This is a genomic window from Streptomyces sp. NPDC056948 (assembly GCF_042674225.1).
Lineage (GTDB): Bacteria > Actinomycetota > Actinomycetes > Streptomycetales > Streptomycetaceae > Streptomyces > Streptomyces purpurascens.
In genome coordinates, this window is sequence record NZ_JBHUQX010000271.1 from 1 (window position 1) to 13,183 (window position 13,183).

The following is a 13,183-nucleotide window of genomic DNA, read 5'->3' on the forward strand; positions in this document are numbered from 1 at the left end:
GGGCCGCGTCTTCTCCTGGTCATCCAGGAGGAATCCAGTGAGCATCAAGAGAAAGCGGCTGACGGCTGTGGTCGTCGGGCTCGGTATGGCCGGCACGCTCGCCGCGTGCGGGTCGTCCGGCGGCGACCAGGGGTCCGGCGACTCCAAGACCGTGACCCTCGTCAGCCATGACTCGTGGGCCGCGTCCAAGGGCGTCATCGCCGCCTTCGAGAAGCAGTCCGGCTACAAGGTCAACGTCCTGGAGGACGGCGACGCCGGACAGGCCGTGAACAAGGCGATCCTGACCAAGGACAACCCGCAGGGCGACGTCTTCTTCGGCGTCGACAACACGCTGCTCTCGCGGGCGCTCGACAATGGGCTGTTCCAGCCGTACGAGGCGAAGGGATCCGACCGGATCAAGCCGGAGTACCGCGCCGACCAGGGCAAGCACCGGGTCACGCCCGTCGACACCGGCGACATCTGCGTCAACTACGACAAGAAGTACTTCGCCGACCACGAGCTGGAGCCGCCGAAGAGCTTCGACGACCTGGTCAAGCCCCAGTACAAGAACCTGCTCGTGACCGAGAACGCCTCCGCGTCCTCGCCCGGTCTCGGCTTCCTGCTCGGCAGCGCCGCGAAGTACGGCGACGGGGGCTGGGAGGGCTACTGGAAGAAGCTCAAGGCCAATGGCGTGAAGGTCGTCGACGGCTGGGAGCAGGCCTACAACGAGGAGTTCTCCGGCTCGGCCGGCGGCAAGAAGGCCAAGGGCGACCGGCCGCTCGTCGTGTCGTACGCCTCCTCGCCGCCCGTCGAGGTCGTCTACGCCGACCCCAAACCGAGCACGGCACCGACCGGGGTCGCGCAGGGCACCTGCTTCCGGCAGGTCGAGTACGCCGGGCTGCTGAGCAACGCCAAGAACACCAAGGGCGGCAAGGCGTTCCTGGACTTCCTGGTCAGCGAGCGGTTCCAGGAGGACATGCCGCTCAACATGTTCGTGTACCCGGTGCGCGAGGGCGCCCAGGTGCCGCCGGAGTTCCTGAAGTTCGGGCCGCAGGCCGAGGATCCCGAGACCATGGACCCGGCGAAGATCGCCGATCACCGTGACCAGTGGGTCAAGTCGTGGACCTCACTCGTACTGAAGTAGCCGTCCGCAAGGACCGGCGCGGGAGCGCGGCGCGGTTCGGGCTCATCGCCCTGCCCGTCGCGTTCTTCGCCGCGTTCTTCGCCTACCCCGTCGCCGCGATCGTCGCGCGCGGCCTGAAGGTCGACGGGGCCTGGCGGTTCGGGCGGATCGGGGAGGTGCTGGCGCAGTCCGACGTTCGGCACGTCCTGTGGTTCACCACCTGGCAGGCGTTCGTCTCCACCGCGCTCACCCTGCTGATCGCGCTCCCCGGCGCGTACGTCTTCGCGCGCTTCGACTTCCGGGGCAAGCAGGTGCTGCGGGCGGCCGTGACCGTCCCGTTCGTGCTGCCGACGGTCGTCGTCGGTACGGCCTTCCTGGCGCTGGTCGGGCGGGGCGGGCTGCTCGACGAGCTGTGGGGCGTACGGCTCGACACCACCGTGTGGGCGATCCTGCTCGCCCACGTCTTCTTCAACTACGCGGTCGTCGTACGGACCGTCGGCGGGCTCTGGGCGCAGCTCGACCCGCGGCAGGAGGAGGCCGCGCGGATGCTCGGGGCGTCGCCCTGGAAGGCCTGGCGGCAGGTCACGCTGCCGGCGCTCGGGCCCGCGGTGGCCGCCGCCGCGCTCATGGTCTTCCTGTTCACCTTCACCTCCTTCGGTGTCGTCCAGATCCTCGGCGGGCCCACCTTCTCGACCCTGGAGGTGGAGATCTACCGGCAGACGTCGGAGATCTTCGACCTGTCCACGGCGGCCGTGCTGACGCTGATCCAGTTCGTCGCCGTGGGCGCGATCCTCGCCCTGCACGCCTGGACCGTACGTCGGCGGGAGACCGCGCTGCGGCTGGTGGACGCGTCGGTGACCGCGCGCCGGCCGCGCGGCGCCGGACAGTGGGCGCTGCTGGGCGGGGTGCTTCTGACGATCGTCGTGCTGCTTCTGCTGCCGCTCGCGGTGCTGGTCCAGCGGTCCCTGGACGCGCCCGGCTTCGGCTACTACCGCGCGCTGACCAGGGCCGATGGCGGGGTGTTCCTGGTGCCGCCGATCGAGGCGATCGGCAATTCGCTGGAGTACGCCGTAGCAGCCACCGTCATCGCCGTGGTGATCGGCGGCCTCGCCGCCGTCGCGCTCACCCGCAGGGACGCCGGGCGGTTCGTGCGCGGCTTCGACGCGCTGCTGATGCTGCCGCTCGGGGTGTCGGCGGTGACCGTCGGCTTCGGGTTCCTGATCGCCCTCGACGAGCCGCCGCTGGACCTGAGGTCCTCGTGGATCCTGGTGCCGCTCGCGCAGGCGCTGGTCGGGGTGCCGTTCGTCGTGCGGACCATGCTGCCCGTGCTGCGGGCGGTGGACGTGCGGCTGCGGGAGGCCGCTTCGGTGCTGGGGGCCTCGCCCTGGCGGGTGTGGCGGGAGGTGGACCTGCCGATGGTGCGGCGGGCGCTGCTGATCGCGGCCGGGTTCGCCTTCGCGGTGTCGCTCGGGGAGTTCGGGGCGACGGTGTTCATCGCGCGGCCCGACAATCCGACGCTGCCGGTGGCCGTGGCGCGGCTGCTGGGGCGGCCCGGGGACCTCAACTACGGCCAGGCGATGGCCCTTTCGACGATTCTGATGGTGGTGTGCGCCGTGGCTCTGCTGGTGCTGGAGAGGCTCAGGACCGCCGACCGGACAGGGGAGTTCTGATGCTGCTGGCTCTGGAGGGCGCGACGGTCCGTTTCGGCGGGCGGGCGGTGCTGGACGCCGTCGATCTGGAGGTCGCCGAGCACGAGATCGTGTGCGTGCTCGGGCCCAGCGGCAGTGGCAAGTCGACCCTGCTGCGGGCCGTGGCCGGGCTGCAGCCGCTCGACTCCGGGCGGGTGTCGCTCGACGGGCGCGACCAGGCGGGCGTGCCCGCGCATCGGCGCGGGGTCGGGCTGATGTTCCAGGACCATCAGCTCTTCCCGCAGCGGGACGTGGGCGGCAACGTCGCCTTCGGGCTGCGGATGCACGGGGCGTCCAAGCGGCAACAGGCCGAGCAGGTACAGGAGTTGCTGGACCTCGTCGGGCTGCCGGGCGCGGCCCGACGGGCCGTCGCCGCGCTGTCCGGCGGGGAGCAGCAGCGGGTGGCGCTGGCCCGGGCCCTGGCGCCGAGCCCCAGGCTGCTGATGCTGGACGAGCCGCTGGGCCAGCTCGACCGGTCGCTGAGGGAACGGCTGGTCGTCGAACTGCGTGAGCTGTTCGGCCGGTTGGGCACCACCGTGCTCGCCGTGACGCACGACCAGGGGGAGGCCTTCGCGCTGGCCGACCGGGTCGTGGTGATGCGGGACGGGCGGATCGCCCAGTCCGGTACGCCGCTTCAGGTGTGGCAGCGGCCGGCCGACGCGTTCGTGGCCCGCTTCCTCGGCTTCGAGAACGTCGTCGAGGCGACGGTGGGTGCGGAGGCCGCGGACACGCCGTGGGGCAAGGTGCCGGCGCCGGAGGGCGCTCCGCAGGGCACCCGGACCCTCCTGGTGCGGCCCGCCGGCGTACGCCTGGTGCCCGCCGACGAGGGCCTGCGCTGCACGGTGACCGCCCGCACCTTCAAGGGCACCCATGTCGCCGTCCGCCTCCAGCCGGAGGACGCCCCGCCCCTGGAGGCGGCGTGCGCGCTGCGGGCGGCGCCGGAGGTCGGGGACGCGACCGGAGTGGAGTTCGACGCGGCCGAAATCGTCGTGCTCGACTGAACATGGTCGCCTTAGGGTGCGGGGCATGACGCTACTCGCGCACGACCGCTACTGCGACGAAATCGCCCACCAGGTCGGCCTGTTGAGGTCGGTGGTGACTTCCGGGACCGACTTGTCCGCCACCGTGCCGACCTGCCCGGACTGGTCGCTGGAGGAGCTGGTCCGGCACACGGGTGGCGCCCTGCGCTGGGTGGAGCTCATGGTGCGGACCCGGGCCCGGGAGGAGGTGCCCGAGGAGCAGGTGCCCGGTGGCGAAGGGCCCGAGGCCCGGGGAGACGCCGCAGCGCTGGACGCGTGGCTGGGGGAGGCGGGCGAGCAGGTCGTCGCCGCGCTGCGGGAGGCCGGGCCGGACGCGAAGGTGTGGGGCTGGGCGGGGATCCTCAGCGCCGGGTTCTGGGCCCGCCGGATGACGCACGAGATCACCGTGCACCGCGCGGACGCCACGCTCGCCGCCGGGCTGCCCTACGAGGTCGCGCCCGACGTCGCCGCCGACGCGATCGACGAGTGGCTGCAGATCGTGGAGTACGTGCAGCGGACGGACCCGGACGACATCGCGGCGAGGGAACTGCGCGGCCCGGGCCGCAGCATCCACCTGCACGCCACCGACACCGGGCCCGAGGTGAACGCCGAGTGGCTGGTCGCGCTCACCGAGGACGGTGTCACCTGGCGCCGGGGCCACGAGAAGGCCACGGTCGCCCTGCGCGGCCCGCTCACCTCCGTCCTGCTCGCGTTCTACCGGCGGCTGCCGCTCGACGCTCCGGAGCTGGAGGTGCTGGGGGAGCGGGAGTTGCTGGAGTTCTGGCTGGAGCGGGCGACGTTCGGATAGGGCCGGGAGGGACACGCCGCGCCGCGCGGGGTTCGGGAAAGGCGATGGCCCGCCCCTCGCGAGAGGGACGGGCCACCACCGTGCCGGATGAAGCGGGCGTCAGCTGTCGCTGTTCGCCCCACGACGGCGCATGCCGAAGAACACCGCGCCACCACCGACGACGACCAGGGCCGCCGCGATGCCGGCGATGATGCCGGTGTTGGAGTTGGCGCCGGTCTCGGCGAGGTTGGAGTCACCGGCCGGGCCGGGCGCGTTGCCCGCCGGCGTGGTGCTCTCGCTCTCCGACGGGGTCGGAGCCGGGGTGTCGGTGTCCTCGGCCGGCTTCGAGGGGGAGGCCGAGGGGGTCGGCGTGGCCGGGGGAGTCGCCGGGGGCGGCTCCTCTTCCTTCTTGCACGCCGTGGCCGGGGTGACGAGGTTCGGCTTGATGTCCTCGTCGACGTACGGAGCGGCCTTCACGTGGATGCGGTACTCCGCGTTCGGCTTCCAGTTCTCGGTGAAGGTGATGGTGGTGCCTTCGCGCGAGCCCTTGACCACCTGCTCGCCGACATTCTTCGCGTCGGCGCCGTTGTTCTGCAGGTACACGGTGACCGTCGCCGCGATGCCGGCGGGGTCCACGTCGGTGACGGTGATGACGCCCTTGTCGCCGTCACACTTCGCCTCGGCGGAGAACTCGTTGATGTTGCAGGCGAGCGCGTTGCCGGCGGTACCGAGCGCGAGCGCGGCCGAGGCGGAGACGACACCGAGGATGCGCACGGCACGTGCGCGGCGGGATACGGACAGAACTGCCACGTTTGTCCTTTACAGGATGTGTTAAAGCGGGGGGCTGAGGCAGTGTTGACTGAACATCAGCACTACCAGGAGACTCACAGGTTTATAAGCGCCGCATAAGTAGTGTCAACGCATATGCAGCTTGCAAGCACTTGCTTTGCCTGCTTATTAACCGCCGAGACGTTTCAACGCCTCCGGCGCCTCCTCGATCCGCTCGACCAGCGCGATCCGCGCCTCCATCGAACGCCCCCTGGCCAGCGACTGGAGCAGCGGCCACGTCGGCAGCTTCTCCGTCCAGTGCGCGCGGTTCACGAGCACCATGGGCGTCGGCTCGCCGCGCGACTCATAGTAGTTCGGCGTCGCGTTGTCGAAGATCTCCTGGACGGTGCCGGCGGCGCCCGGCAGGAACACCACGCCCGCGGTCGACCGGGCCAGCAGGCCGTCCTCGCGGGTGGCGTTGGCGAAGTACTTGGCGATGTGCGAGGCGAAGGCGTTCGGCGGCTCGTGGCCGTAGAACCAGGTCGGGATGCCGACGGAGCGGCCGCCCTGCGGCCAGCGGGTGCGTATCTCGAAGGCCGCCGCCGCCCACTGGGTGATCGACGGTGTGAAGTGCGGTGCCTTGCCGAGCAGTTCGAGCGACTCGGTGAGCATCCCGTCGTCGAACGGGGCCGCGTACGCGCCGAGGTTGGCCGCCTCCATCGCGCCCGGGCCGCCGCCGGTGGCGACCGTGAAACCGGCGCGGGCCAGTTCGCGGCCGAGCCGGGCCGCCCCCGCGTACTCCTCGGTGCCCCGGGCCATCGCGTGGCCGCCCATCACGCCCACGACCCGGGCGCCGGACAGGAGTTCGTCGAGCGCGTCCGAGACGGAGTCGTCGTGGACCGCGCGCAGCATGGACGCGTAGATGTCGCCGTCGGCCTTCGTGCGCTGGAACCAGGTGTAGGCGCGGGCGTCGGGTGTGGCCTCGTAGCCGTCCGGCAGGGACGCGAAGAGTTCGTCCGGCGAGTAGACCAGGCCGCGGTACGGGTCGAAGGGCAGATCCGGGACGGGCGGGAAGACCAGGGCGCCGTCGCCGCTTATCTTCGCGGCCGCGTCCTCGCGCATCGCGCAGCCGAGGAAGATCGCGCCCGCCGTGTCCGTGGTGAGCAGTTCGCGCGTACGGTCCGTCAGGTCGACGGCCTGGACGCGGTGACCGGCGAGTGTGCCGCGTGCCGAGACGGTCGCGTCGAACTCCTCGAGCGTCTCGATCTCACGGTCGTCATGGTGGGCCGCATGGGCGGGCATCGTCTGCACCCGCCCATGCTGGCACAGCGGGTCTCAGCCCTGGACGGCCGCCGGGTCCATCCACACGACCTCGAAGGTGTGGCCGTCCAGGTCGTCGAAGGCGCGGCCGTACATGAAACCGTGGTCCTGGGTCTCGCCGGAGACGGAGCCGCCGGCCGCGACCGCCTTCCCGACCAGTTCGTCCACCTTCTCGCGGCTCTCGGCGCTCAGCGCGATCAGCACCTCGCTGGTCGACCTGGAGTCCGCGATCGCCTTCTTCGTGAACTGGAGGTACTTCTCCTTGGTATGCACCATCACGACGATGGTCTCGCTGATCACGACCGAGGCGGTGGTGTCGTCACTGAACTGCTCGTTGATCGTGTAGCCGAGCTCCGAGAAGAACTTCTTCGAGGCGGCGACGTCGCCGACACACAGGTTCACGAAGATCATCTGCTGGTACATGTGGGGTCTCTCCCATCGGGGCCGTGCTATCGGGTCCGTGTCGTTACGCGGGGATAGACCGGGGGTCCGCGCGGAACTCATCGCGGTCCGGAGATTTTTTTCGTACGAGTTCTCAACCGGGTCCTCAGCGCGCCAGCGGCAGCGCCGCCAGCTCCGCGACCGTCAGGGTGAGCGGGGCGAACAGGGCGAGCAGCGCGCCCGCGCGCAGGGCCGCGGCACTGCGCAGCATGGTCGCGGGGGCGCCCAGCCGCAGCAGTGCGGAGGTGGTGTCGGCGCGGGCCTGCCGGGCCTCGACGGCGGCCGTCAGGAGCGTCGCCACGGTGCAGCCGGTCACGAGGAGCACGCCCAGGAGGGTGAGCGGACCGAGCGAGAGTCCGTCCGGGGCGTGCAGCAGCGCCATCGCGTACGTGGCCGACAGCACCGCGCAGACCACGCCCAGGGGGCGGCCGATGCGGGTGGCCTCCGTCATGAGGATGCGGCCGGCCAGCAGCCGCAGGGCGCCGGGGCGGGCCGACTGGAGCAGCCGGCCGCACAGGTGGGTCAGGCCGGGACCGGCCAGGGCCAGGCCGACGGTGGCCATGGTCCAGCCCGCCATGACGCCGGGGGAGGCGCCGGAGAAGGTGAGGTCGGGAGCCGTGGGGGCGGTACGGCTCGCGTAGGTCTCCACGGCGAGCCCCGCGGCCAGGACGGTGATGCCCCAGGGGAGGCCGGAGGGGGCGGCGGTGGGGCCACCGTCGGCCGTGACGACGTCCGGGAGCACCGCCTCGGAGGCCGCGAGGGCGTCGGCGGTGTCCGGTGCCGCGGCGTGCCGGGCGGGGTCCTCGATCGTGCTGACCGCGCTCCCGCCGTCCGCGACGGTCACCGCCGAGGCCGGTTCGCCGGTCCGCGCCGGCGGGGGCCCGCTCTGCTGCCCGGTGGGCTCGCCGGCGCGAGCGCCCCCGGGCCGGGTGATCTGCCGGCCGAAGCGGCCGTGCGCCCCGAAGGCCTCGAGCGTGCTCACGCGCCGGTACGCGCCGAAGCGGCCGTACACCACCCTGGCCGCGGCGGCCGCCCTCTGCTCCTTGGGCCGCAGCGCCAGCACCACCGCGACCGACGCGCCCGCCGGCACGAGCGCCAGCAGCGTCAGGGTCCCCGGCAGCGGCAGCGGCTGGTCCGCGGCCAGGGCCTCGGCGGCCGCGCCGTCGAAGGGCAGGCCCGTCAGGTCGCCCCGCAGGTGCAGGAAGAACAGCAGGGCCAGCATCGAGCCCAGGGTGCAGGACAGAGCGGTCGTCGTCGCCGAGATGGTCATCAGGCGCAGCGGGCCGAGGCCGATCGCGGAGAGGCCGGGGCGGGGCTTGGTGCCGGGATCGGCGCGGGCCACCGCGAGGGCGAGGTACACCGTGGCGGCGAGGGGCGCCGCGCACCAGGCCAGGCGCAGCGCGGCGGCGCCGGGGGAGCCGGGGTGGCCCAGCGCGTAGCCCAGGGTGCAGAGCAGCAGGAAACCCGTGCCCGCCGAGGCCGCCGCGACCAGGAGGCGGCGAAGCTGTACGGCGGGGTGGGCGGCGCGGGTCAGACGGAGAGCGAGCACGCCGCCCGGCCTTCCGGCTCGGTGGTCTCGGCGACCGCCGGCAGGTGCACCGTCTGCACGCGCCGCCCGTCGAGCAGGAATACCGTGCGGTCGGCGAGGGCCGCGGTGTCCGGGTCGTGGGTGGCCAGGACGACCGTGATGCCGTGCGAGCGGGCCGCCGTGGTGAGGGTGCGCAGCGCGTGGGCGCGGTCGGCGCGGTGCAGGGGCGCCGTCGGCTCGTCGGCGAACAGGACCGAGGGCGCCGGGGCGAGGGCGCGGGCGATGCACACCCGCTGGCGCTCGGCCTGCACGAGCTGGTGCGGGCGCTTGCGGGCGCCGTCGCCGATGTCCAGCCGCTCCAGCCACTCCAGGGCCGCTCTCTTGGCGCGGCGCCGGCTGGTGCCGCGCAGCATCAGCGGCAGGGCGGCGTTCTCCCAGGCGTTGAGTTCCGGGACCAGCGAGGGGACCGGGTCGATCCAGCCGAAGCGGTCGCGGCGCAGCCGCTCCCGGGTGAGGGCGCCCATGGTGTGCACGGGCACGCTGTTGAACCAGACCTCGCCGCGCCGGACGGGCGCCAGGCCGGACAGGCACCGCAGCAGGGTCGTCTTGCCGCTGCCGCGCGGGCCGCTGACGGCGAGGATCTCGCTCTCCCGGACGCCGAGCGAGACGCCGCAGAGCGCGGGCGAGCCGTCGTGGTGCTGGAAGTGCAGGGCGCGTGCCCAGAGCACGTCGTTGTCCGGCGGGGCCTCCATGCGCGTACACCTCGGTTCAGATCCGTAGTTCCCGTGCCATCCCCCGTGCGGGGGAACGAAGGCGGGGCCGATCAGTCACTGGGCACGCTAGGCAGTTGGCGGCGGGACGCCGGACAGCACGCGGCCCCGGGCCGCCGTTTCTCACTCGAACGGGCGGCACCGGGGCTGGTGTTGATCGTCCGGTCAGACGATCGGAGCGACGACGCTCAGAGCTTCGTCCAGGCCTCCGAGAGGGTGGCCCGCAGGATCTGCTCGATCTCGTCGAACGTCGACTGGTCGGAGATCAGCGGCGGGGCGAGCTGGACGACCGGGTCGCCGCGGTCGTCGGCACGGCAGTACAGGCCGTTGTCGTACAGCGCCTTGGAGAGGAAGCCGTACAGGACGCGCTCCGTCTCCTCGTCGTTGAAGGACTCCTTGGTGTTCTTGTCCTTGACCAGCTCGATGCCGTAGAAGAAGCCGTTGCCGCGGACGTCTCCGACGATCGGCAGGTCGTGGAGCTTCTCCAGGGTGGAGCGGAACGCGCCCTCGTTGTCGAGGACGTGCTGCGGGAGGTTCTCGCGCTCGAACAGGTCGAGGTTGGCGAGGCCCACGGCCGCGGAGACCGGGTGGCCGCCGAACGTGTAGCCGTGCAGGAAGGTGTTGTCGCCCTTGTAGAACGGCTCGGCCAGGCGGTCGGAGATGATGCACGCGCCGATCGGGGAGTAACCCGAGGTCATGCCCTTGGCGCAGGTGATCATGTCCGGGACGTAGTCGAACTTGTCGCAGGCGAAGATCGTGCCCAGCCGGCCGAAGGCGCAGATGACCTCGTCGGACACGAGCAGTACGTCGTGCCGGTCGCAGATCTCGCGGACGCGCTGGAAGTAGCCGGGCGGGGGCGGGAAGCAGCCGCCCGCGTTCTGTACCGGCTCCAGGAAGACCGCGGCGACCGTGTCCGGGCCCTCGAAGAGGATCTGCTGCTCGATCTGGTCGGCGGCCCAGCGGCCGAAGGCCTCCGGGTCGTCGCCGAAGAGCGGGGCGCGGTAGATGTTGGTGTTCGGGACCTTGTGCGCGCCCGGGACCAGCGGCTCGAACGGGGCCTTGAGGGCCGGCAGGCCGGTGATGGACAGGGCGCCCTGCGGGGTGCCGTGGTAGGCCACCGCGCGGGAGATGACCTTGTGCTTGGTGGGCTTGCCGACCAGCTTGAAGTACTGCTTGGCGAGCTTCCAGGCGGTCTCGACGGCCTCGCCGCCGCCGGTCGTGAAGAAGACCTTGTTCAGGTCGCCCGGAGCGTGGCCCGCGAGGCGCTCGGCCAGCTCGACGGCCTTGGGGTGGGCGTAGGACCACACCGGGAAGAACGCCAGCTCCTGCGCCTGCTTGAAGGCGGTCTCGGCGAGCTCGACACGGCCGTGCCCCGCCTGCACCACGAACAGGCCGGCGAGACCGTCCAGGTAGCGCTTGCCCTGGTCGTCGTAGATGTAGGTGCCCTCGCCACGGACGATCGTGGGTACGGGGGCCTTCTCGTACGACGACATGCGCGTGAAGTGCATCCACAGGTGGTCGTACGCGGACTGGGAGAGGTCCTTGCTCACGGCTATCGGGTCCTCACGGTTATCGGGTTCCCCACATGTAGGTCTGCTTCTTGAGCTTGAGATAGACGAAGCTCTCCGTCGAGCGCACTCCGGGCACGGCCCGTATGCGTTTGTTGATGACCTCGAGGAGGTGGTCGTCGTCCTCGCAGACGATCTCCACCATCAGGTCGAAGGAGCCCGCGGTCATCACCACGTACTCGCACTCGGACATCGCCGACAGCGCGTCCGCGACCGACTCCACGTCGCCCTCGACGTTGACGCCGACCATCGCCTGTCTGCGGAAGCCCACGGTGAGCGGGTCCGTGACGGCGACGATCTGCATCACGCCCTGGTCGAGCAGCTTCTGGACGCGCTGGCGCACGGCCGCCTCGGAGAGGCCGACGGCCTTGCCGATGGCGGCGTACGGCCGGCGGCCGTCCTCCTGGAGCTGCTCGATGATGGCGAGGGAGACGGCGTCCAACTGAGGCGAGCTGCCGTTCCTGGACTCGCGGGAGGACTCGCGGAGTTCCCGCGACCCCTTCTGGTCTGCGCTTCGACTGGCCACGAGCTCACTGTGCACGAGGTCTCGTCACTTCCGCAAGGCGTGATCGATGAAATCCGTTGTTTTGATTGCCGAAGCCTGCGGATTCCGCACGAATGAAGGGAGTGGGGGTGTTGAAAACGTGGACCGGGCGACTAGGGTGGGTGTCTCAAGTACTGGACATCCGAACTGGAGGGTCGGCAGTGAGCACCGAGCTTCGACGGCTGCGCAAGCTACGCAATTACATCGCCGGTGAGTTCCGGGACGCCGCCGACGGACGGACCACCGAGGTGGTCAATCCCGCGACGGGTGAGGCGTACGCGACCGCTCCGCTGTCCGGGCAGGCGGACGTGGACGCCGCGATGGCGGCGGCCGCCGAGGCCTTTCCCGGCTGGCGCGACACCACGCCCGCCGAGCGTCAGAAGGCACTGCTGAAGATCGCGGACGCCTTCGAGGAGCGCGCCGAGGAGCTGATCGCGGCCGAGGTGGAGAACACGGGCAAGCCCATCGGGCTGACCCGCTCCGAGGAGATCCCGCCGATGGTCGACCAGATCCGCTTCTTCGCGGGCGCGGCGCGGATGCTGGAGGGCCGCTCGGCCGGCGAGTACATGGAGGGCCTGACCTCCATCGTCCGCCGTGAGCCGGTCGGTGTCTGCGCGCAGGTCGCGCCGTGGAACTACCCGATGATGATGGCCGTGTGGAAGTTCGCCCCGGCGCTCGCGGCGGGCAACACCGTCGTCCTGAAGCCGTCGGACACCACCCCGGCCTCGACGGCCCTCATGGCCGAGATCATCGGCTCCATCGTCCCCAAGGGCGTCTTCAACGTCATCTGCGGCGACCGCGACACCGGCCGCCTCATGGTCGAGCACGACACCCCGGCGATGGCCTCCATCACCGGCTCGGTGCGCGCCGGCGTCCAGGTCGCCGAGTCCGCCTCCAAGGACGTCAAGCGCGTCCACCTGGAGCTGGGCGGCAAGGCGCCCGTCGTGGTCTTCGAGGACACCGACATCGCCAAGGCCGTCGAGGACATCTCGGTCGCGGGCTACTTCAACGCGGGCCAGGACTGTACGGCCGCCACGCGCGTGCTCGTCCACCAATCCATCCACGACGAGTTCGTCTCCGCGCTGGCGAAGGCCGCCGCCGAGACGAAGACGGGGCAGCCTGACGACGAGGACGTGCTGTTCGGCCCGCTCAACAACCCCAACCAGCTCAAGCAGGTCGAGGGCTTCATCGAGCGGCTGCCCGCGCACGCGCGCGTGGAGGCCGGCGGCAAGCGCGTCGGCGACAAGGGCTACTTCTACGCGCCGACCGTCGTCTCGGGCCTGAAGCAGGACGACGAGATCATCCAGAACGAGGTCTTCGGCCCGGTCATCACCGTCCAGTCCTTCTCCGACGAGGACCAGGCCGTGACGTGGGCCAACGGCGTCGAGTACGCGCTCGCCTCCTCCGTGTGGACCAAGGACCACGGCCGCGCGATGCGCATGTCCAAGAAGCTCGACTTCGGCTGTGTGTGGATCAACACCCACATCCCGCTGGTCGCCGAGATGCCGCACGGCGGCTTCAAGAAGTCCGGCTACGGCAAGGACCTCTCGTCGTACGGCTTCGACGACTACACGCGGATCAAGCACGTGATGACGTCGCTGGACGCGTAGTCACCCGGTCATGCGCCACGGCCCCGGACGGTTGGTTC

Annotated in this window: 12 protein-coding genes; 5 read left to right on the forward strand and 7 right to left on the reverse strand. The window is 71.1% G+C overall.

The genetic code is table 11. The annotated features are described in order from the left end of the window. The first annotated feature begins 85 nt into the window (after positions 1–85). Genes ACFTZL_RS29410 through ACFTZL_RS29425 form a run of 4 tightly spaced genes read left to right on the forward strand, consistent with a single transcriptional unit; the run spans position 86 to position 4,617 of the window. On the forward strand, positions 86–1,123 hold the full coding sequence (locus ACFTZL_RS29410; RefSeq protein ID WP_382588638.1) for a thiamine ABC transporter substrate binding subunit: 1,038 nt from the start codon (positions 86–88) through the stop codon (positions 1,121–1,123). Then, positions 1,099–2,772 (forward strand): ABC transporter permease, encoded by a 1,674-nt coding sequence (locus ACFTZL_RS29415; RefSeq protein ID WP_382588618.1) that lies wholly within the window; start codon positions 1,099–1,101, stop codon positions 2,770–2,772. Before ACFTZL_RS29410 ends, ACFTZL_RS29415 begins: the two co-directional genes overlap by 25 nt. Beyond that, the gene (locus ACFTZL_RS29420) at positions 2,772–3,791 is read left to right on the forward strand and encodes an ABC transporter ATP-binding protein (RefSeq protein WP_382588620.1); all 1,020 of its coding nucleotides are present in this window, start codon (positions 2,772–2,774) and stop codon (positions 3,789–3,791) included. Before ACFTZL_RS29415 ends, ACFTZL_RS29420 begins: the two co-directional genes overlap by 1 nt. Before the next feature lie 25 nt (positions 3,792–3,816). Then, a complete protein-coding gene (locus tag ACFTZL_RS29425; RefSeq protein WP_382588622.1) occupies positions 3,817–4,617 on the forward strand; it encodes a maleylpyruvate isomerase family mycothiol-dependent enzyme in 801 nt (266 codons plus the stop codon). Positions 4,618–4,716: 99 nt separating this feature from the next. Here the strand turns inward: ACFTZL_RS29425 and ACFTZL_RS29430 are convergent, their stop codons facing one another. The 7 genes from ACFTZL_RS29430 to ACFTZL_RS29460 all read right to left on the reverse strand — a co-directional run bounded on the left by ACFTZL_RS29430 (position 4,717) and on the right by ACFTZL_RS29460 (position 11,532). Then, a complete protein-coding gene (locus ACFTZL_RS29430) occupies positions 4,717–5,406 on the reverse strand; it encodes an LAETG motif-containing sortase-dependent surface protein (protein WP_382588624.1) in 690 nt (229 codons plus the stop codon). A 147-nt stretch (positions 5,407–5,553) separates the two neighbouring features. Next, positions 5,554–6,675, reverse strand: a complete 1,122-nt coding sequence (locus ACFTZL_RS29435; RefSeq protein ID WP_382588626.1) for an LOG family protein — start codon at positions 6,673–6,675, stop codon at positions 5,554–5,556. A gap of 24 nt (positions 6,676–6,699) precedes the next feature. Beyond that, positions 6,700–7,107, reverse strand: coding sequence for a VOC family protein (locus ACFTZL_RS29440; RefSeq protein ID WP_382588628.1), 408 nt, complete (start codon positions 7,105–7,107; stop codon positions 6,700–6,702). A 124-nt stretch (positions 7,108–7,231) separates the two neighbouring features. Further along, positions 7,232–8,674: a hypothetical protein gene (locus ACFTZL_RS29445; protein WP_382588630.1), complete on the reverse strand. Its 1,443-nt coding sequence runs from the start codon at positions 8,672–8,674 to the stop codon at positions 7,232–7,234. Beyond that, positions 8,656–9,405: an ABC transporter ATP-binding protein gene (locus tag ACFTZL_RS29450; protein ID WP_382588632.1), complete on the reverse strand. Its 750-nt coding sequence runs from the start codon at positions 9,403–9,405 to the stop codon at positions 8,656–8,658. The genes ACFTZL_RS29445 and ACFTZL_RS29450 overlap by 19 nt, the downstream gene beginning before the upstream one ends. Positions 9,406–9,611: 206 nt before the next feature. Next, on the reverse strand, positions 9,612–10,979 hold the full coding sequence (locus ACFTZL_RS29455) for an aspartate aminotransferase family protein (RefSeq protein WP_382588640.1): 1,368 nt from the start codon (positions 10,977–10,979) through the stop codon (positions 9,612–9,614). Between the two features lie 13 nt (positions 10,980–10,992). Continuing rightward, positions 10,993–11,532: an Lrp/AsnC family transcriptional regulator gene (locus ACFTZL_RS29460; protein ID WP_382588634.1), complete on the reverse strand. Its 540-nt coding sequence runs from the start codon at positions 11,530–11,532 to the stop codon at positions 10,993–10,995. A gap of 164 nt (positions 11,533–11,696) precedes the next feature. Between ACFTZL_RS29460 and ACFTZL_RS29465 the strand changes: the two genes are divergently transcribed. Continuing rightward, positions 11,697–13,145, forward strand: a complete 1,449-nt coding sequence (locus tag ACFTZL_RS29465; RefSeq protein ID WP_382588636.1) for a gamma-aminobutyraldehyde dehydrogenase — start codon at positions 11,697–11,699, stop codon at positions 13,143–13,145. Positions 13,146–13,183: the final 38 nt, after the last annotated feature.